The following is an 18588-nucleotide window of genomic DNA, read 5'->3' as shown; positions in this document are numbered from 1 at the left end:
AGAGGCGCGAGGGGCAAACGGGGCAGTGAAGGCGGTAGTGATGGAATCAGGGCCCGCAGGTGATGACACCGCTCCCCGCAGCGAGGAACAGGTCATACAGACCACGGCCGCTTTGCACGGTGATGACAGCGACATCGCCCACGCCCGCCTGCTGGCCACCGCCTTCCTTACTACAGCGCGGACCGAGCACGGAATTGCCGTCTCCCGCACCGGTGTGGAACTCACCCAGCTGGTGGTCAGCGAGCTGGTCACCAATGCTCGCAAGTACGCGCCCGGCCCGGCACGGATGGATCTGAGGATCACCGGCGGTGTGGTGGAGATCGTGGTGTGGGACTGCCAGCCGGCCCTGCCGGCGGCGCGGCCCGCGGACGCCGGACGGGTGGGACAGCACGGCCTGGAGATCGTGATGGCCCTCTCCCTGGACTTCGAAGTGCGCAGCGAGGCGGGCGGCAAGCGCGTCACCGCACGCATCGCTCTCACCGACGACCCCGACACCCTCTCCTCCTCAAAGACGGACCCGCCACCGGCGCCCGCCCTGGAACACTGAAGCCGACCCGAAGCTGTCATGGGTAAGAAAGCGCGCCGCGCCGTGCTGCCTGGAAACGAGGTGGAGCAGTCGTCCACGGGGTACAACGGACGCCGGGCGCCCTCCGCCGACGGACGGCCCCGCATACGGATCCACCGGGGCTTCCCGGGATATCGAAGGAAAACAGCATGGCCAGTGGCACCGTGAAGTGGTTCAACGCCGAGAAGGGCTTCGGCTTCATCGAGCAGGACGGTGGCGGACCGGACGTCTTCGCGCACTACTCCAACATCTCCGGCAGCGGGTTCCGCGAGCTCAGCGAGGGCCAGAAAGTCCAGTTCGACGTGACCCAGGGCCCCAAGGGTCCTCAGGCCGAGAACATCCGCCCCGCCTGACACCGCAGGCCGCCCTGTAGAGATCGCTGTGTAGAGTGGTCTCACCGACGCGGGGTGGAGCAGCTCGGTAGCTCGCTGGGCTCATAACTCAGAGGTCGCAGGCTCAAATCCTGTCCTCGCTACTGCCCGAAGGGCCCGGGCCCTGGTCCGGGCCCTTCGCTGTATCCGAACCCACTTCGCTCCGCCCCTCACTGAGCTTGCCCGGGAGCCGTAGAAGTCGCACGCGGGCCCGATCCACAGCTCCGCACGAGTACGGTCTTCTCCGCATGCCGTAAGGAGCCCCGGAACCGGCAGGGTTCCGGGGACTTCTCGGGATGGGGTCCGGGCGGTCAGCCCGACAGTGGTCGGCGGGGTGGTGGTACGGCTCGCAGTAGTTCCCACAGGGGTTTGGAGCCGCTGGCCCAGGTGCCGAGCAGGGTGCGGTCGACCAGGTGCAGTCTTTGGGAGCGGGCGAACTCGAGGGCGGGTTTGGAGAATCTGCCGTTGGTGACGAGGACGACGATGTCGCCTCCGTGTACGGGGCGGCCGGTGCCGTTGAGGATCTGCAGGTCCGGGCTGCCCACCGCCGCCCCGGACAGGCCGTTCTTCCTGTGTTTGCACTGGATCACCCAGCGCCGCCCGTAGGGGTCGGTGGCCTTCACGTCCGCGCCGTTGTCCCCGGCACCGCCGACCTGCACCGCGTCCATACACCCGTCGCGCTGCATCAGGTCCCGTACCGCGTGCTCGAACTGCCGGTGATGCAGCGCGTCCAGCTGCGCCAGCGCGTAGCGCAGGCCCTGCAGGCGCACCCGCTTCCACCGCGCGGCCCGCTGCCTGGCGACCACCCACAGGGCCACCGCGGCGCCGGCGACGAGCACCAGGACGACCGGCACCCAGGGGTGCGCGCGTACGAAGTCCACCACCGCCGCGATCACAGACCCCGCGATGACCAGAGAACCAAGGGCCAGCAGGAGCTGCTCGCTGCCATCAGCCTTCCCGGACCGCCGCCGGCTCACCGTCCGCCTCCGCTGCGGTCCCACTTGATCGGGTAGGACACCGCCGGCACCGGACGCGGCGCGGCTTGCTTCCACCCGGGCCACCGAATCGGGTACGACACCGTCGGAGCCGGCACCGGATCCTTACGGGACGCGGGATTCTCCCAGCCCGGCCACTTGATCGGATACGTCACGCCCGACGAGGACCGTGGCGCCGGTAACCGCTCCCCACCGCCCGGTGCGCCGCCTGCCGGAGTGCCGGAGCCGCCGAAGATGAACACGGCCGCCACGATCCCGATGGCCAGCACGGTCTGCTTGTGCGTTCCGGCCGGCGCCCTCCAGTGCGCCCGCACCGCTGTCCCGTCCCGCTTGGCGTATCCCCTGATGAACGGCAAGGCCGAAGCCCCCTCCCCTGATCGATCGCGCGCTTCCCGCGCAATCGGCCAATGTAGGCCCCGGCGCTGACAACAGGTCACACACAGGCCACTCATCGTGATCTTTGAGTGCCCCGACCAGGTCCCAGAGCAGGAGGAGCTGCACTTCTGCTCTCGGCATGGCGGGACCGGGCAGGATACGGAAACCGACTCCGCCAAGTCCGGCGACCTGGTGGAGCTGTGGTTCATCAAGGCTGTGGCGGCCGTTGGCCCTGTCATCGCCTTTGTCGGCGTGCATCTGAGCAGGTGCAACTGCTCGTAAAGTGAGGGGCCCGGCCATTGGCCGGGCCCCTCGTTCTTGTGCTGCTGGCTACCGGGGTAACCCCGGCGCCACGCTCGCCGGAGCCGGTGGAGTCAGCGTCTGCGTTGCACTGCCGCCTCCGCTGCCGAGCGCCGCCAGGATCAGCAAGAACAGCAGCCCGTCTCCGCCGGCCGCCGCGGCGGCCGGGGCCCCGATCTGCCGGTGGTGTGCCCGTATGTAGGAGCCGTTGGCTCGGTAGTGCCCCGCACCTGGTGGTGCGGACGGTCTCCGGCAGGGCCTGCGCCTCCGGTGCTCTGCGGGGGAGGGGATACGGCCCGACGCTGGACGGGATCGTCGCGTATGGGGCCGGACGTAGGAGCCGTCCTTGCGGTAGTGACCTCGAACGTGATGCCCGTCGGAAAGCCTGCTTCGTGAAAGCGCGAGGCTAAGCTCGACCCCACCCCACCCCACCCCACTCCGCCAGCGAACGGATCCCCCTCCATGACCAACGGCCTGACCTGGATGGGCGCCCACGCCTATACCGCCACGCCCGTCCCCGGAATGTGCGGCGGCATCTCTCTCACCCTCGCCCGAGGCATCGATCCTGACGAGTTCCTCATCAACCTCGGGGCCGACCTCGATCAGCTTGCCGCCCGCACCCCGCTGGCCGAACTGCGTAGCCGGCCCACCCCGCCCGGCCATGATCCCACCCGTTACGCCTACGCGATGTACGGCAGCGAGGGTGAGTGGACGTACGTGCTGGAGAACGACCACGCCGCGACCTGGGCAACCGGCTTTCGCCGTGTCCCCTCGATGAGGCCCGGCCCGGGTGAAGAGATCCTGTGCGCCAGCCGGAACCTGTACAGCCCGCCCGCCGCGATCCTGCACGTCGAAGGCGACGAGGTGATACGGCGCGCAGAGTTCGGCACCACCACCGGCCACGAGTCGGCGTTGGACGCGGCGCTCACCGCCGCCGGTGCCGTCTTCCCCTCCATCCCCGACGCCACCGCCGACGAGGTGACCGCCTACTACGAACAGCACGGCGCGCGCCTGCCCGCCCTGGTGTTCACCGCGCTGGGCGCGTACACGGGGCTGAGCATCGACCAGGATGCCGCACAGGCCGGGAATCTCCCCGCCGTCCACCTCCTCACTCCTTGAGCCGCACGCGCCTGCACAACGGCTTCGGCCCCCACCCTGACGGTCAGGGCGGGGGCCGAAGCGTGTTGGCGCTGGGGTGTTACTGCGCAACGAGTTGGCAGATCACGAGCTGACCGCCGCCGACACCGTAACGGCAGGTGCCGCCGTCACTCATGCGTGTATCCAGCCAGTACGCATCCTTGTCCTTGATGCGCATCTGCTTCATGAAGTTCGCGAAGTGGCCGCCCATGGATTCCTGGTTGTGCATGCCCGAGATCGCCGCCCGGCCGCACACCTCGTTGAACGTGGGGTCAGCCCCGTTCTGCGAGAACAGGTGGATCATGCTGCCGTGCTTCTTCGCGTACATCGAAATGCACGCATCCCCGCTGGGGGTGGTCTTCCCCGGCGGGATCGCCGGGTTGATGCCACCCTCGGCGGACGACATGCCGCCGCTGTTGTACGACGAGGCAAACGCGAACTCGTCACAGTTCAGGGTGTCGCCCGCGTCGACCAGGGCGGAGGCGTCACCGTTGTTCGCGGCCCACCCCGTGGGGCAGATCCGCCCACGGGAACGGGTGTTCTGCGCCTCGTCGCCCATGTAGTACAGAGGCTTTTGATCCGTCATCGAACCCGGGTGCTTCGGCGTGGCCTTCTGGATCAGCCACGCGTGCGCGGCAGCCTGCGGGAACGCCTTCGCGTTGAACGTGTACGTAGGCGCGACATTCACGAACACGCAGCCCGGAACGGACCCGGCCGGGGCGTCTGCTGCGGGGGTGTCGCAGCGGATACGGTCGAGGTCCTCGGTGCCGCCGTCGTAGTCAAGCGACCACTGGTAGCCGGTCTTGAACGGGCGGATCTTCCCGTCGGCGGGGAGAATGTTCGCGTCGATCTGAATGTCAGGCTTGAAGCGGTAGTCCGTACCGGCCAGCGACGTATCCCACGTGTACGGCGTCGTCAGCGTCGCCGAGTGCATTTCACCCGGCACCCACCACGGCTTGCCCTTCCACGCCGTCACCGGCTGCTCCTGCGGAGTACAGAAGTTCTCACACAGGTGGTTCCAGCCCACGAAGTTGATCTCACGGAACGCGGGCGGGATCTGCTGGGCGGGCTCGATCGTCAGGTGCTCTGTGAACGTGTTCTGTCCGTCAAGTTCCAGCATCCGCAAGAACATGAAATTCGCCACAGCCTGCGGCACACCGTTCATGCTGATGATGACCGGCACCGTACGCACATCGCACTCGATGAACCGGGTCGCGAGGATGGATTCGAAGTCGGTGTTGCACCACTCCACACCCGCGGTCGCCGCCGCCGCACCCGCCTTCGCGGACGCGCGGGGCGCCTTGCCCTTGGGGGCCGGGATCGACTTGCCGAAGCACACCTGACGGCCATCCGCGTCCGGCTCGCTGCACTGCTCCACCGCATCCTTCGCCGCCGACGTCGGCCGCGCCGACAACGGCGTACCGGCCTGGCCCAGGGGCTTGGTCTGGTAGTAGTGCGGCTGCTGCGCATCGAAGTGGTTCGGGTTGGGGCTCGCGTAGTTCGGAGACGGCAGGGTGAGATCCACCGGCAGCTCCACCCGGAACTTCGCCCACGGAGACCACACCGTCTCATACAGCGAACCGTCGTAGGCATTGGTACGGAACACATAGTTCGTGTTCAACGCCAGCTTGCCCGCCGGAACGTCAACCTTCGCCGTACCCCCCGAAGCCACATAGGGGGAGACGATGACGCCATAGGTGGAGTCGTTCAGCTTGACCTTGGTGACCGGCTTCCCGGCCGCGTCCGCGGTCCACACCTCGAACGTCAGGTTGGCCCGATCCCCATCGGGATCGGTCACCGTGTTCGTAAGCTGCACCTTTTGCGAGTTCACCCGCTGGAACCCGCCAGGCGCCGCGTTCCTCGACAACGGCGCGGCCTTGGGCGTCTTACCCGACACCGGGCGCGCGCCCGCCGCCGCAGCGAACGTGGTCTTCTCCGGACCGTGCACCTTCGGCGGTGCCGCATTGGGGTCGGGCTTTACGGCCGGAGCCGCGCCCGCCACTCCGCCGGCACTTAACAGCATCAGTGCCGCGGTGCCCACCGCGAGAGCGGTTTTCCTTCTGGTTCTCGACGTGCCGAACAAGACATGTCCCTTCTGGCCCCACCGCCCCTCAACCCGGACGGCAGGACATTGCTGGTGCGTGTCGCGCCGCCCCCTTTCCTACGCGCGCTGATGATCAGCCAGCAACGCCCCCAACCCGGGGCGTTCTTCCTCATCCGGAGTTAACAGACGTGACACACACCACGGTTGTACCCACACGCGTAAAGGCTTGGGGAAGACGCCACACACCATCGCCACACTCCACCCTTCAAGGCGCCCGAAAACGCTCCCACACGCACGCGCCCTATCGGACCGCCTGCCTACCAGCGCATTCCTACTGTTGTGCGGCAGGCCGCAGGACCAGTCATGGCCCGCGAAGTCGGTGAGGCGGTGGGGGCGGACGTCAGCGCGCGGGCCAAGCTGGAACCGCTACGCGTCAAGCTGGTCAGCCTTATCGATCCCGGCTTGCTGCGGAAACTCCCCCGACGGCCGGTTCACCACGCGCCTGTGACCACCCGCCACGGACGACCCCGCCCGTCAGCACCCGGCAACAGCGCCGATATCCGCTCCCACGCCGCATCCGGCAGCTCTCCGCGACCCATCACAAGATCAATTAATCAGACAGGTCTATGGCCTGTCCGGCTGATCATCGGTTCAGCTACCGCCGACGGGCCCTTCTGAATCGGGCTTTCAGCTTGGCCTGGCGGGTGCTGAACCGATCTATCAGCCTGACCGCCATCTCGTGGCGGAGCTTGCGGGCCCAGTCGTATGCAGTTTCGCCGTTGACCGCGAGATGTGGATCAGCACCGTATGCCAGGAGGATCGCGGTCGCTGCGCTGTCGATCGGCTCCCCCGACTGGTTCGCGACATCGGCTTCCGTGTCGATGGCGTGCATCAGCAGAGTCATCTGGCAGCAGACCTCGTCAGCATCGGCTCCCTCGTCGAGGATGCGCGTGAGCGTGGCGTGCTCGCTCAGCTCCACCGCTTGGTGAGCGGGCGTCCAAGGGTTCTTGCGATTCAGGGCATCCACCATGGTCATTGAGGCATCCACCCAGGGCATTCTGCCCGATGGAACGCGACCTTGATCGGCCGGACAGGTCCTAGTGGAACCGCCGCTCGCAAGGGTGGCGGTTCCACTAGCCTGCCTGCTACTCACACGACGTTGGACGCCCTCGTCTCATATCCGCAGACGATCTCTTGGACTCATTCAGGGATCCGGGGCGGAGCCCACTGCGGTGACTATGCGGCGCAGTCATTTCGCAGGGCCTGGATGAGCCAGGGGTATACCGGGATCAGGTCCGGTACTACCTGCCAGCCGTTGACGATCCACACCAGCCGCCAGTACCGGTCCACCCTGGGATCGTGCACCTCCTCGAACTGCTGCGCCATCCAGTCCCGGAATGCCGTGTCAGGGGTGCGCGCGAACACCTCGGCGAAGCGGTGCACGAGGTCGTCGATGACGGGTACGGCCCTGTCGCTGAGCGGGTCGATGCCCGACTTCCTGGCCTCGGCCACCTTCTGGCGGGTGAACTCCATCAGTTCCTCGCCAGCATCGCACTCGATGCCGACCGGGCGCCCGGCGGCCTGGCGTACGGCCGTCCGGCGCATCCGGGCACGGAATTCCTCGTCGCCGACCAGCTCGGCGAGCTCCACCCACGCGGCGACCTGCTCGCCGGTCGGATCATCGGGGAGGTCGGGAGTTGCAGCGCGAACCATGGCCACCGCGGCCGGGTCGGCATCCACTGTGCCGAAGGTGCCATTCACGAAATCGTCGATCAAGCGTCGATGTTCCTCGCCGGACAACAGTGTGAGCCTGTGCATGAGCTTGATCTCCTCGGGACTGGACCCGCGGCTGGCCACGACTCGCAGAACGCTCCGACGCAGTAGCAGCATCCGAATCTGGACGTCCATGGCGTCGGCGTGTGTCGCGGCGACTTCCGCCACCGAGAGTTCACGGTCCAGTACCCGTCGAATAGTGGGCAGGTCCATGCCCAGCTCACGCAGTGTGCGGAGAAGTTCCAGACGACGCAGGGCGTCGAGGTCGTAGAGCCTGTAACCGGCGGGACTACGGGTGGTCGGCGCTACCACCCCCGAATCGGAGTAGAACCGGATGGTCCTCACAGACAAGCCGGTCCGCCGGGAAAGCTCCCCGATCGAGTAGAGGGTCGTAACGTCCATGCCCCTACTCTGCTGTCTCCAGTCACTGGAGACTCAAGGCTATTCCACAGTTGGGCCCCGGCCGAGGCACTGAGCCTTTTCCAACCTGGCTGTCAGGTCCGCCGACCATGCCCGGCGGAGCGTTCGCCGCACGGCGGCCGACTGTGGATCTGCTGGACACAGGCCTGTCACCGACTGACATGACCACTCCCCGGCACGCCTTTGACCAGCGCAGACGTGAGGTTGGAAAAAGCTCACTCCAAGTCACCGGGCACGCGTCACGCCGTCTCCATGGACAGCCCGGACGGTGGGCTGCCTTACACACGCGGCGCGAGCAATGGAACCGAAAGGTGCCACCGCTCGCGGGGCCTACGGCTACGAGCCCCTGGACTCATTCATCTAGAGAGCGCGTCCTGTCACGGCAGGCAGCCTCTGGCCCCCTCCCCGTTGGGCCAGGGGCTGCTGAAGCCACCGCACCTCGCGTGCGGGCGTCGGTGTATCAGGTCCAGCGCATGCCGATCGCGGATAACAGGTCCACCCGCTCCGGGGACAGCGTCGAGGCCCTGCTCCGCTGGTTCCCGACCCATGCCCCCAGCTTGTCCTACCGGACGTGCCCGTCCTCGCCCACGGTCCGCTCGATGTGCTTCCGTGGTACCTGGAGGTGTCCCTCGCGCTCGTAGAACTGCTTCGCGGCGGCGTAGTTCATGGCCCACTTGTCGGCCTGTCGTGGATGGAGCCGCCGCTGCGGGTGACGCAGGCCCAGCGGCCGACGTGGTTGTGCTTCTCGTAGACACGGGCGGTGCGGTCGGAGTTGTTGCGGATCGAGCTGCCGCGGTCGGGGCTCGCGGAGGGCAGGTCCTTGACGCTGTCGTCCCCGAGGCGCGGCGTACCCAGAGCTGCCCGCCGAAGTTGATCTCGAGGTAGATGCAGACGTAGCCGGACGGGCAGCGCGAGTGGATGCGCGCTCCGCCGTCGCCGGTCGGGACACGCGCCCACGGCACCGGAGGCGGTGCGGATCGTCGTGGCGGGGGATGACGCGACGTCCGCTCCCGGGGCCCCGCCCCGTGTGTGTGGGCGAGACCGCGACCGGGCTTCGGTGGTCAGGGGGGTCAGCTCGCTGGCGCGGCCTGGCGGCTGGAGGAGGCGCGGAGGATCACAGCGAGGGCGACCAGGACGATGCCGAACCAGACGACGCTCGTGACGCCCACGTGGTCGGCGAACAGGCCGCCGATGAGGGCGCCCAGGGCGATGCAGGTGTTGTAGGCCATGGTGTTGAGCGACATCGCGGCCTCGAAGGTGTCGGGGGCCGCCGCGAGCGTCATGTTGATCTGGCTGAGCTGGACGACTCCGAAGGCGAGGCCCCACAGGATCATCGCGGCGATCACGCCGACGTCGTTCGTGCCGATGGCCAGCAGCATGACGAGTGCGGCGATCATGATCAGGCCGCCCATGATGAAGCTGCCCCGCAGGCTCTTGTTGACGGTCTGGCCGCCGATGAAGTTGCCGATCGCGCCGCCGAAGCCGAAGACGATGAGGACGACGGTGATGAAGCCGACACTGGCGGACGTGCTGTCCTCAAGGTAGGGCCGGACGAACGTGTACGCACCGAAGTGGCCGAGGACGAAAAAGACGACCATGACCAGGACCACCCGCAGCGGCACGTTCTTGACGGGCAGTTCGAAGACCTCGCGGACCGAGACCGCGTTGGCCGACGGCAGCGACGGGATCGTGAAGGCGACCGCGAGGAGCACCAGGGCGCTGAGGCCGGCCCAGATCAGGAAGGTGGCGCGCCAGTCGCTGGCGCCCTCCAGCAGGGTGCCGAGCGGGATACCGACGACGGTGGCGATCGAGATGCCGGACATCACGACGGCGGCGGCCCGGTTGGCGTGCTTCTCCGGGACGATGCGCATGGCCATGCTGACGCCGATGGCCCAGAAGACGCCGCTGGCGAAGCCCATGATCAGGCGAGTGCCCAGGATCAACGGGTAGTTCGGGGCGATCGAGGTGATCAGGTTACCGACGGCCAGGACGGCCAGCAGCGCGGTCAGCAGGCGGCGCCGGTTGACGCGACGGGTCCACGCCACGATGAACGGCACCCCCAGACCGGCCGCGACGCCCTGTGCCGTGACCATGAGGCCGGCCGAACCCACGGAGACCCCCAGGCTCTCGCTGAGCGGGGTGAGCAGGCCGATCGGCATCAGCTCGGTGGTGAGGAAGACGAACAGACTGGCGGTGATGGCGGCCACACCCAGCCATCCCCGGGTCGGGGTCAGCGGCTTCTGTGGTGTGGCGGGGGAACTCGTCTCATCTTGAATGGTCATGTCATCTCTCCGGATGTGGTCATGGCGTGGGGACGTGCGCCCGCCGTTATCCGCTGCGCTCCTGTTCCAGAGCGGGTTGGTCGGGGGAGGAAGAAGCGGTGCTGCGGGGTGGAGCCGGCGGAGTCTGCTCGGGCTTCGGTTTGGGCGGACGGGGCTGACCGAGCACGACCGCCAGGAGGATGACGGCCATGCCGACGATCTGGAGGACGGACAGCGTCTGGTCCTTGACGAGGTAGCCCAGCAAGGTCGCCACGATCGGGCTGCCCAGCGCGAGGAAGGAGACGGCGACGGCCGGCAGCCGCTCGATGCCTCGGAACCAGACGATGTAGCTCAGGACAGCGCCCAGGGTGACGAGGTAGGCGAACCCGATGACGTTAGAGCCGGTGAGACCGTCAGGGAGGTCTTCCAGCGACAGCCAGAACGGCAGCAGGACCAGGCCGCCCGCCGTGAGTTGCCACCCGGTGAACGTGAGCAGGCCGACGCCCTCCGGCCGGCCCCACCGCTTGGTCAGCATGATGCCCGAGGCCATGCACAGCGCTCCGCCGATCGCGGCGAGGACACCGACGGTGTCGAGCGAGACCGTGCCCTTGAAGACGAGCAACGCCACGCCCCCCGTGCCCATGACGCATGCCAGGGCGTGGACGAGTCTGATCCGCTCGCTGAGGAAGAGGGCGGCGAGGATGACCACGAACATGGGCTGCGCCGACATGATCATGGCGGCGATGCCACCGGGCAGCCGGTAGGCCGCGACGAAGAGCAGGAAGTTGAAGGCGCCGATGTTCAGAACGCCCAGGACCAGCGCGCGCCACCGCCAAATACCGACGGGGAGCTTGCGGCCGAAGGCCAGCAGCACCAGGCCACCGGGCAGGGCCCGCATGGTGGTCGCCAGGAGCGGCCGGTCCGGAGGCAACAGCTCGGTGGCCACCAGGTAGGTACTGCCCCAGACCGCCGGAGCCAGGCCGGTCAGGGCCGCCGTGAGTACGTTCTGTCTGTTCTTCATCTTGCCTCGCATCCCGGGGGAGTCACCGTGGCTCCCGATGTCCATCCGGCCGGCTCAGTCGAAGATCGGATCGCGATCGCGCCCGCGCTTCAGCTCGAAGAAGCCGTCCGTGCCCGCCACGGCCAGCACGCCGTCCCAGAGCCTTCCGGCTGCCTCACCACGGGGAGCGGGGGTGAGCACGGGGCCGAAGAACGCCAGTGGCTTCCCGTCCGGACCGGGCACGTGGATCACGGGGGTGCCGACCTCGGAACCGACCGGGTCCATCCCCTCGTGGTGCTCGGCCCGCAGCGGCTCGTCCCAGGAGGTGTCCTCCGCGGCCTCGATCAGGTCGGCGGGCAGATCCGCCTCTTCAAGGGCGGCGCGGATCATGTCGTGGCCGAGCCCGGCCTTCTCGTGGTGGATCAGGCGGCCCATGGCGTTGTAGAGGGGGCGCAGCGCCTCGTTGCCGTGCCGCTGCTGTGCCGCGACGCACACCCGCACGCAGGCCCAGCCGTCGATCATGCCCTGGCGGTACTTCTCCGGGACCTCGCGGCCCTCGTTGAGGACCGACAGGCTCATGATGTGGAAACGGGTCTCCAGCGGCCTGACCTGCTCGACCTCCAGAATCCAGCGGGAGGTGATCCACGCCCAGGGGCAGCGGGGGTCGACCCAGATGTCGGCGACGGTCGTCTCGGAACGCGGTGGCGTGGTGCTCATGGCGGTCGCTCGTCCTTTCGGTGTCACACGGCGTGAGGGCGCGCGCGGGCATGCCTCGGCGCGGTGCGCCCAGGTCCGGGAGTAAGTAGGGGAGATGGCAGCGGCGGAGCGGCTTGCGAGCAGGCCGAGGGACCCTGATCAGGGGCCCGCCCGGCGCGGGCGGCCCGCGGACATTCCCGTCGTATGTGATCGTCACCAGTGTCGGGCCGGGGATGTCGATGAGTCCAACACATGCTTGTCACGCGATGGATCTCGTATCACGATGGATCCGTGGAGCTGCAACAGATGCGCTACGTGATCGCCGTGGCCGAGACGACCAGCTTCACGCGAGCTGCCCAACGCTGTCTGGTGGTCCAGTCCGCGCTCAGCCACCAGATCGCCCGTCTGGAGAAGGAACTGGGTGCGAGGCTCTTCGAACGCACCAGCCGCCGGGTGCGGCTGACCCCGGCGGGCGCGGCCTTCCTGCCCGCCGCCCGCCAGTGCCTGGACGCGGCGGAGCGGGCCGCCGCCGAGGTCGCGGCGGCCGTCGGGGAGGTGCGCGGACGCCTCGCGGTGGGGCTGATCCCCACGGTCGCCGCCGTGGACGTTCCCGCCGTCCTCAAGGACTTCCAGCAGCGCCATCCGAAGGCCCGGATCAGCCTCAGCGTGGGAGCGAGCGACGAGCTCGTCGAGCAGGTCAGGCAGGGCGAGATCGAGGTGGCCTTTCTCGGCATCCCGGTCACGGCCCGCCCCCGGGGCGTCATGGCCCGGAAACTGGCCCAGGAGCGGCTGGTCGCCGTGGTCGCCCCGGACCACCCACTCGCCGGCGAGGCATCGGTCGACCTCCGCCGACTATCCTCGGAGGTGTTCGTGGACCTCCCGGCGAAGACCGCCGGCCGGACCCAGTCCGATCTGGCCTTCACCGCCGCCGGCCTGACACGCGAGGTCGCCTTCGAGGTGACCAACGCGGACTACCTGGCCCGTCTGGTCGGCGCGGGTCTGGGCGTGGCCCTGCTCCCGCCCGCGTACGTCGCGGGCCTGGCCGGGATGGCCACGATCGAGGTCACGGACGCACCGGCCCGCGCCGAGTACGTGATCTGGGGCCGAGAGAGCCGCACCCCGGCGGCCACCGCCTTCCTGGAGCTGCTGGGCATCCAGGGGGAGTGACCGGCCGGACCCCGTCCGGGGACCGTCTGTTCTTCCCCTCCCGGCCACGGTTTCATGGACATCGGATCATCCCGCGGACACGGCTGCGGGCTGCCGAAACGTACGGGGCCGTCATCACTGGAAGGCATGTTTCCATGCGAGTGCGAGTAAAAGACTTCGATCACTTGGTGCTCAACGTGCGCGACGTCGAGCGTTCCTTGGAGTTCTACTGCGGGTCACTCGGCCTGGAACCGGTCCGCGTGGACGAATGGCGGGCCGGTAAGGCCCCGTTCCCGTCGGCACGGGTCAGTTCCACCCTGATCATCGATCTGTTCGACCGCCCGCGCACCGAGTCGAACGTCGACCACTTCTGTCTGAGCGTCGAGCCGCTGGACTGGCAGGAGGTCATCGCCTCGGGCGAGTTCACCGTGCTGGAAGGCCCCGTCGGCCGCTACGGCGCCCGAGGCGACGCGCAGTCGATCTACGTCGAGGACCCGGACGGCAACACCGTCGAGCTGCGCTGGTACGCGCAGGACGTACGGGGCTGACGGGCCCCGAGGGCGCCTGGAGCCCGTTCAGATCCCTACGTTGGGAACTGTTCGCCGCGCCAGGCGACCGTGCGTACCTGCTGCGCGTGGCGGAGGCAGCCAAGCTGCGTCCGCCCCAGCCGCCCGTAGCCCGCCGCCAAGGCCCGGTCGGCCGTGTGGAGTGGGACTGGCGCGAGCGGCAGGAAGCCGAGCGGTACGAAGCGGTGCCGACCAGTCGCGTCAGGCCCTCACGACGCTGAACACCCTGACCTAGTGACGCGACGGGCCAGGCTCAGCCGATCGAGAAGTCGGCGAACTCGACGTCGCTGAACGCGATGTGCAGACCGTGGGCCCGGCGGCCCCATTCGCGAAAGTAGGCGTGCCCCAGCGCCCGGACGAGGGTCACCGTCTGCTGCTGCTCACCCGCGTCAGCATCTCAAGCGGCGAACAGCTCGCGGGCTACCTCTCCCGGCAGGTCCTGGGTGGTCCACCGCACCCGCGGGTCGTCCGAGGAGCCTGTCGGAGCCGCGAACCCGAATCGTGCCCTGGTGTGGAAGACGAAGCCCTCCGCTTCGGCCCGGGCACGCCGGCGGGCCCGTATTCGGGGCTGCCACCGTGCCAGGACTGCTTCTTCGATCGCCCAGACCTGCATCCGACTTGGCGGACGACGCGCTCCTGGCTTCTTCGTCACCCACCGCTGCACGATGCGCTGTGAACACGCCCCGGGTGAGGTGGAGACTCGATTCCGTGTAAGCATTCCGAGTCATGGCACGACCCTCGATGTACCCGCCCGAGCTGCGCAAGCGCGCGGTCCGCATGGTCGCGGAGACTACCGGAACGAGACGGCCGCGCTGAACGCGGTGATGGAGAAGCTCGGCATCGGTTCGCGCGAGACGCTGCGCAAGTGGATCCGTCAGGACCAGATTGACACCGAGCAGCGGCCGGGGACGGCGACCGAGGAGGCCGCGCAGGTCAAGGCCCTGAAAAAGGAGATCGCCGAGCTGAAGCGAGCGAACGAGATCCTCAGGGCAGCCTCGGCTTTCTTCGCGGCCGAGCTCGACCGGCCACACACGCGCTCGTAGCGTTCATCGACGAGATGCGGGGCCGCTTCGGCGGTGTCGAGCCGATCTGCACCGTGCTGGCAGCGCACGGCATCAGCATCGCCCCCTCCACCTACTACGCCGCCAGGAAACGCCAGCCGGCACCCGCGCCGCGAAACGTGCGGGACGAGGAACTCAAAGAACGGATCAAGGAGGTCTACGAGTCCAACTACCAGGTCTACGGCGCCAGGAAGGTCTGGAGACAACTCAACCGCCAAGGCCACGACGTGGCCCGCTGCACGATCGAGCGCCTCATGCGTGAGCTCGGCATTACCGGCGCCGTCCGCGGCAAGAAGGTGATCACCACCATGCCGGACCCGGCCGCCGCCAGGGCCCCGGACCTGCTCGACCGGGACTTCGTCGCCCCGGTCCCGAACCGGACCTGGGTCGCCGACTTCACACATGTCGCGGCCCGGTCGGGCGTCGTCTACAGCGCGTTCATCGTGGACACCTTCTTCCGTCGCATCGTCGGCTGGCCCGCGTCGATGCCGAAGGAAACCCAACTCGTCCTGGGCGCCCTTGAGATGGGACTGTGGCAACGTGAACGCGACGGCCGCCCGCCGACTCCCGGCGAGTTGGCGCACCACTCGGATGCCGGATCGCAACACACCTCATTCCGCCTCGCCGAACACCTCGACGCGGCCCGCATCGCGGCCTCGATCGGCTCGATCGGCGACGCGTATGACAACACGCTGATGGAGTCGACGATCGGCCTGTTCAAGACCGAGGTCATCAAACCGCAGCGGCCGTGAAAGACGTTCTCGCACGTCGAACTCGCCACCGCCGAGTGGGTCGACTGGTACAACCACCGTCGGCTCCACGGTGAGATAGGGGGCACATTCCGCCCGTCGAATACGAAGCCAACTACTACCGAGCAACCACGAAACCCCAGCTCACAGCCACCAACTGAGATCTCGAACGAACCCGGGGCGGTTCACGTCGCAGCACCAGCCCGGATGCCGCTTCACCCATACGGATGCTTCTCCCCGTCTGGCGAACCAGCCCGCTCGCCGCTGCCGTCGTTGAGGGCATGCGAATCGACGAGGAGCACATCGCCGAGCCGGGTCTGGTCGTCCTGGATGTCACCGCCGCTGACGAGGAGACGGCGCGTGCGGTGATGGACGGGCTCCAGCAGAAGTGGGCCACCTCAGGTGTGACCCCGGTGTGGCGCGTGCCGGGCGAGGCCGGCGTGCGAGCGCGAGTGCACGTAGACACCCGGCGTCCGGACTGACCACTGATGCCTGCTCGCCAGGTGCTTCGCGCAACCCTGGCCGAACTTCACAGTTTCCACACATCCGGTGATCCCTGGGTGCGATGATCACACTCCTCTGACCCCACCCCCCTTTTTTTCTCCTGAAAGGTTCTTGATGAGCCGTACCGTACGCATCGCAGCAGTTGCTTCCGCCGCCCTCAGCATGGTCGCCCTGGCCACGCCGAGCCAGGCAGCCTCCACCACCGGCGCCCTGATGATCACCCATGTGCGGCCCAACGCCGCCGGAGCCGATGTCAGCGGCACCACCCAGCTGAACCTGAACGGCGAGTACTTCGTCATCAAGAACGTCACCAGCCGCACCGTCAACACCAGCGGCTACATCCCCGACCTCACCACCAACACCTACGGCCGCGCCCTGCCCACCTACTACCTGCCGGCCGGCGCCAAGGCCTACGTCCACACCGGCAGCGGCCGCAACTACCGCGACAGCAGCGGCAACCACCACATCTACCGCGGCTACGCCCGCCACATCATGCCGAACACCAGCACCGCCAAAAACCCGGACCTGCGACTGAAGAAGCCCGGCAACCGCGACGACAACACCTCCACCGGCAGCATCAGCACCTGCAACTGGAACACCGCCGCCAACGGCACCACCTACGGCTGCTGACACGAAAGGGCCCGCCAGCCGCAGCTGGCGGGTCCACGAGTTGTCCGCTGAGAGATCGGGCAACACCCGCCTCGTCGGCCCCCTCAGCCCCGTGGGCCCCATAGCCCCCGTCGAGGACCAGGCCAACGCGCCTTCCGTCGCCGGAGCCTCAAGCGCGCGCAGCGGCGTGTACCCGGGGACAGCCGGGCGGCAGCGCGCCGCTCTCGCCCGCGGCGAGCAGAGCGTACGACTCGGGCGGCCGGCGCACGGTCTGGGCGGCGTTGTCGATGAGGATGACCTGCGGCTGTCTGTCCTCGCGGAGCCGCTCGCACAGGCCGAGCACCTGACGCGGGTCGCGCAGGTCGACGGCGACGACGGTGAGCCGGTCGGGCCACGCCGCGCTGCCGGGCTCCGCGCGGAACCGGCGCAGGGTGGCGTGGGGAGAACGGGTGGTGACAAGCAGTTCCGCGCCGTCGCGCAACATCATCAGCGCCAGCGGGAACCGATCTTGATCCGGCCTCCGGTGAGCAGGGCCCGCTTGCCCGTGAGGTAGGTCCGCAGCGAACGCCGGGCCGCGTTGTCGGCGGCGCAGCCGGGGCAGAGCGGGTGGTAAAAGCAGTCGACCTGTTGATAGAACGACTTTCACACGCGGCACTGCACGCCGCCCTCGCCCGCGTGACGTGCTGTCAGCGGGGCGTCCTCGCCTGGGCCGGCCGCGCCGGTGGCGGTGACCTCCGCCACGGCGGCGTCGGCCCGCGCCCAGGCGGCCCTGAGGGGCCTGCGGCGACGGTTCCGGCCCTCGCGTAGGAAGCGGGCGGCGGCCTGTTCGGCCCGCGTGCGGGCCGGCGTGTCCGCGGGAAGAGTGCCCAGACGGGCGAGCGTACGGTCGAACTCGGCGAGTTCCTCGTCGCTGATGTGCTCCGTGCGTCCCGCCCCCGCGTCGCCCTGCCCCGCCTCGTCCCGCCCTCCGCAGGCGCGAGGACGACAGCATCCAGGACATCGCGAAGAAGCCCATCCGCGAGCAACCCCCGCGGGCGCGGGGATGACCTCCTCGCCGACGGTGAGAGCGGGGTCGGTTACGTCGTTCCCGCGCCCGCGAGGGTTGCTCGGACGCGCAGGCTGTCCGGACCAGCCGCCGGGCAGGCCGGCGACGTCGGTCAAGCGCTCGACCGAGGCCCGCCAGTTCCTCCAGCGACTTCTCGACGACGTCGGATCGACCTACCGGGTCAATGGGGATGAGGGCGGACTGGAGAAGCGAGTCACCTCGGCTGTACGCGACGTGGTTCGGCGGACCACCGCGGAGGCGGCGTCTCAGCAGAGCGCCGGCTCCGCAGCCGACCACCCGACGATCACGTGGCATGCCGTGTACGGGCGGAACCCGGATCCGGTGCGTGCCTACAGCGAGGCGATCGAGTCAACGGCCCGTGCCACGCACCCGCAGCTCGTACCGCGCGCCTCGGCAATGGCGCCCCGGGCCGGCAGTAGCGGCGCCCTGACCGGCGGCGGACTGCTCTTTGTCACGCCGAGGCGTGGCCCCGCGGTGCCGTGCCGCCCCGGAGGCCTCGGTACACAAGGCCGAGGAGGAAGGCGTGGAGCAGTGCGGAGAGGGCCAACGCCGCGAGGAAGTACCCGGTCGCAAGGGCCGAGTCGCCGTTCGTGAAGTCGGGGAGGAGCAGGAACATACTGGTGGGCGCGGTGATAAGGAGGATCCATACGGCGGCGAAGCCGGTGTCCCCGGTCGCCGAGGCGAACATCAGGGGGAGCGCCGCCGCGACCACCAGCCCGAGGTAGACCAGCGATGCGGGGTTGGCGAAGGTGAGCCGGACGAAGGCACGGGAGCGGCTGTCTCGCATGATCGATTCTCCTGGGCAGATGAGGCGCGCCGTGTCGGCGACGGTTCCATCGTGTGACGGGGCGGGCCCTTGGCGCCTGAGTAGCGCTACTCAAACCGTCGTGGGGGCTCGCGCCTCGCGGACCGCGTAACTGGCCACGGCGACAACGGCTGGGGTACGCGCC

General features: G+C 68.4%; 17 protein-coding genes, 1 tRNA gene and 3 pseudogenes. 9 read left to right on the top strand and 12 right to left on the bottom strand.

From position 1 onward, the window contains the following. Positions 1-40 precede the first annotated feature (40 nt). The 3 genes from CP977_RS00675 (at position 41) to CP977_RS00665 (ending at position 1040) form a co-directional block, all read left to right on the top strand. Positions 41-547 carry an ATP-binding protein gene (locus CP977_RS00675; RefSeq protein ID WP_152369385.1) on the top strand — a complete coding sequence of 169 codons (507 nt, stop codon included), beginning with the start codon at positions 41-43 and terminating at the stop codon, positions 545-547. Positions 548-714: 167 nt separating this feature from the next. Then, positions 715-918, top strand: a complete 204-nt coding sequence (locus tag CP977_RS00670) for a cold-shock protein (protein WP_152369384.1) — start codon at positions 715-717, stop codon at positions 916-918. A gap of 48 nt (positions 919-966) precedes the next feature. Next, a tRNA-Met gene (locus CP977_RS00665) sits at positions 967-1040 on the top strand. Positions 1041-1247: 207 nt separating this feature from the next. Here CP977_RS00665 and CP977_RS00660 read toward each other — a convergent pair. Further along, positions 1248-1913, bottom strand: a complete 666-nt coding sequence (locus tag CP977_RS00660; protein WP_152369383.1) for a restriction endonuclease — start codon at positions 1911-1913, stop codon at positions 1248-1250. 1155 nt (positions 1914-3068) lie between these two features. Here CP977_RS00660 and CP977_RS00650 point away from each other — a divergent pair. Then, a complete protein-coding gene (locus tag CP977_RS00650; RefSeq protein ID WP_152369381.1) occupies positions 3069-3725 on the top strand; it encodes a hypothetical protein in 657 nt (218 codons plus the stop codon). A 79-nt stretch (positions 3726-3804) separates the two neighbouring features. Here CP977_RS00650 and CP977_RS00645 read toward each other — a convergent pair whose 3' ends face one another. The 9 genes and pseudogenes from CP977_RS00645 to CP977_RS00610 form a co-directional block, all read right to left on the bottom strand. After that, entirely contained in the window at positions 3805-5784 is a 1980-nt protein-coding gene (locus CP977_RS00645; protein ID WP_152369380.1) for a hypothetical protein, read from the bottom strand. 492 nt (positions 5785-6276) lie between these two features. After that, a pseudogene (locus CP977_RS35425) lies at positions 6277-6386 on the bottom strand (transposase); the annotation flags it as partial. A gap of 56 nt (positions 6387-6442) precedes the next feature. After that, positions 6443-6823 (bottom strand): ankyrin repeat domain-containing protein, encoded by a 381-nt coding sequence (locus CP977_RS00640; RefSeq protein WP_229991732.1) that lies wholly within the window; start codon positions 6821-6823, stop codon positions 6443-6445. Positions 6824-7023: 200 nt separating this feature from the next. Then, on the bottom strand, positions 7024-7962 hold the full coding sequence (locus tag CP977_RS00635) for a helix-turn-helix domain-containing protein (protein ID WP_152369379.1): 939 nt from the start codon (positions 7960-7962) through the stop codon (positions 7024-7026). Positions 7963-8440: 478 nt separating this feature from the next. Then, positions 8441-8536 carry a helicase associated domain-containing protein gene (locus CP977_RS35420; protein WP_375790332.1) on the bottom strand — a complete coding sequence of 32 codons (96 nt, stop codon included), beginning with the start codon at positions 8534-8536 and terminating at the stop codon, positions 8441-8443. A gap of 289 nt (positions 8537-8825) precedes the next feature. Beyond that, positions 8826-8942: pseudogene (locus tag CP977_RS35415) on the bottom strand (peptidase inhibitor family I36 protein); the annotation flags it as partial. A 108-nt stretch (positions 8943-9050) separates the two neighbouring features. After that, positions 9051-10262, bottom strand: a complete 1212-nt coding sequence (locus CP977_RS00620; RefSeq protein ID WP_152369378.1) for an MFS transporter — start codon at positions 10260-10262, stop codon at positions 9051-9053. A gap of 46 nt (positions 10263-10308) precedes the next feature. After that, positions 10309-11262 (bottom strand): EamA family transporter, encoded by a 954-nt coding sequence (locus tag CP977_RS00615; protein ID WP_152369377.1) that lies wholly within the window; start codon positions 11260-11262, stop codon positions 10309-10311. Positions 11263-11316: 54 nt separating this feature from the next. Beyond that, positions 11317-11958, bottom strand: coding sequence for a mycothiol-dependent nitroreductase Rv2466c family protein (locus CP977_RS00610; RefSeq protein WP_152369376.1), 642 nt, complete (start codon positions 11956-11958; stop codon positions 11317-11319). A gap of 231 nt (positions 11959-12189) precedes the next feature. On the opposite strand from CP977_RS00610, the gene CP977_RS00605 reads away from it, so the two are divergent. From CP977_RS00605 to CP977_RS00575, 5 genes and pseudogenes are all read left to right on the top strand, one after another. Then, a complete protein-coding gene (locus CP977_RS00605; protein ID WP_183953379.1) occupies positions 12190-13104 on the top strand; it encodes a LysR family transcriptional regulator in 915 nt (304 codons plus the stop codon). A 134-nt stretch (positions 13105-13238) separates the two neighbouring features. After that, entirely contained in the window at positions 13239-13631 is a 393-nt protein-coding gene (locus tag CP977_RS00600; RefSeq protein ID WP_152369374.1) for a VOC family protein, read from the top strand. A gap of 744 nt (positions 13632-14375) precedes the next feature. Continuing rightward, positions 14376-15620: pseudogene (locus CP977_RS00585) on the top strand (IS3 family transposase). A 120-nt stretch (positions 15621-15740) separates the two neighbouring features. Further along, positions 15741-15941 carry a DUF6207 family protein gene (locus tag CP977_RS00580; RefSeq protein WP_152369373.1) on the top strand — a complete coding sequence of 67 codons (201 nt, stop codon included), beginning with the start codon at positions 15741-15743 and terminating at the stop codon, positions 15939-15941. Between the two features lie 136 nt (positions 15942-16077). After that, positions 16078-16593 carry a lamin tail domain-containing protein gene (locus CP977_RS00575; RefSeq protein WP_152369372.1) on the top strand — a complete coding sequence of 172 codons (516 nt, stop codon included), beginning with the start codon at positions 16078-16080 and terminating at the stop codon, positions 16591-16593. Positions 16594-16741: 148 nt separating this feature from the next. Here the strand turns inward: CP977_RS00575 and CP977_RS35305 are convergent, their stop codons facing one another. Continuing rightward, a complete protein-coding gene (locus CP977_RS35305) occupies positions 16742-17059 on the bottom strand; it encodes a hypothetical protein (RefSeq protein ID WP_152369371.1) in 318 nt (105 codons plus the stop codon). Positions 17060-18089: 1030 nt separating this feature from the next. Continuing rightward, positions 18090-18425 carry an SCO4225 family membrane protein gene (locus CP977_RS00565; RefSeq protein WP_152369370.1) on the bottom strand — a complete coding sequence of 112 codons (336 nt, stop codon included), beginning with the start codon at positions 18423-18425 and terminating at the stop codon, positions 18090-18092. Between the last annotated feature and the right edge of the window lie 163 nt (positions 18426-18588).

It is taken from the genome of Streptomyces cinereoruber (assembly GCF_009299385.1).
GTDB lineage: Bacteria > Actinomycetota > Actinomycetes > Streptomycetales > Streptomycetaceae > Streptomyces > Streptomyces bikiniensis.
The sequence above is the reverse complement of the archived record's forward strand: the minus strand, read 5'-3'. Positions and strand labels throughout refer to the sequence as shown.

Bases quoted from the DNA above. Each gene is read 5' to 3' on its own strand.
- CP977_RS00675 (WP_152369385.1), top strand. From the start codon at position 41: ATGGAATCAGGGCCCGCAGGTGATGACACCGCTCCCCGCAGCGAGGAA.
- CP977_RS00670 (WP_152369384.1), top strand. From the start codon at position 715: ATGGCCAGTGGCACCGTGAAGTGGTTCAACGCCGAGAAGGGCTTCGGC.
- CP977_RS00650 (WP_152369381.1), top strand. From the start codon at position 3,069: ATGACCAACGGCCTGACCTGGATGGGCGCCCACGCCTATACCGCCACG.
- CP977_RS00640 (WP_229991732.1), bottom strand. From the start codon at position 6,823: ATGACCATGGTGGATGCCCTGAATCGCAAGAACCCTTGGACGCCCGCT.
- CP977_RS00635 (WP_152369379.1), bottom strand. From the start codon at position 7,962: ATGGACGTTACGACCCTCTACTCGATCGGGGAGCTTTCCCGGCGGACC.
- CP977_RS00620 (WP_152369378.1), bottom strand. From the start codon at position 10,262: ATGACCATTCAAGATGAGACGAGTTCCCCCGCCACACCACAGAAGCCG.
- CP977_RS00615 (WP_152369377.1), bottom strand. From the start codon at position 11,262: ATGAAGAACAGACAGAACGTACTCACGGCGGCCCTGACCGGCCTGGCT.
- CP977_RS00610 (WP_152369376.1), bottom strand. From the start codon at position 11,958: ATGAGCACCACGCCACCGCGTTCCGAGACGACCGTCGCCGACATCTGG.
- CP977_RS00605 (WP_183953379.1), top strand. From the start codon at position 12,190: ATGCTTGTCACGCGATGGATCTCGTATCACGATGGATCCGTGGAGCTG.
- CP977_RS00600 (WP_152369374.1), top strand. From the start codon at position 13,239: ATGCGAGTGCGAGTAAAAGACTTCGATCACTTGGTGCTCAACGTGCGC.
- CP977_RS00580 (WP_152369373.1), top strand. From the start codon at position 15,741: ATGCGAATCGACGAGGAGCACATCGCCGAGCCGGGTCTGGTCGTCCTG.
- CP977_RS00575 (WP_152369372.1), top strand. From the start codon at position 16,078: ATGAGCCGTACCGTACGCATCGCAGCAGTTGCTTCCGCCGCCCTCAGC.
- CP977_RS35305 (WP_152369371.1), bottom strand. From the start codon at position 17,059: ATGATGTTGCGCGACGGCGCGGAACTGCTTGTCACCACCCGTTCTCCC.
- CP977_RS00565 (WP_152369370.1), bottom strand. From the start codon at position 18,425: ATGCGAGACAGCCGCTCCCGTGCCTTCGTCCGGCTCACCTTCGCCAAC.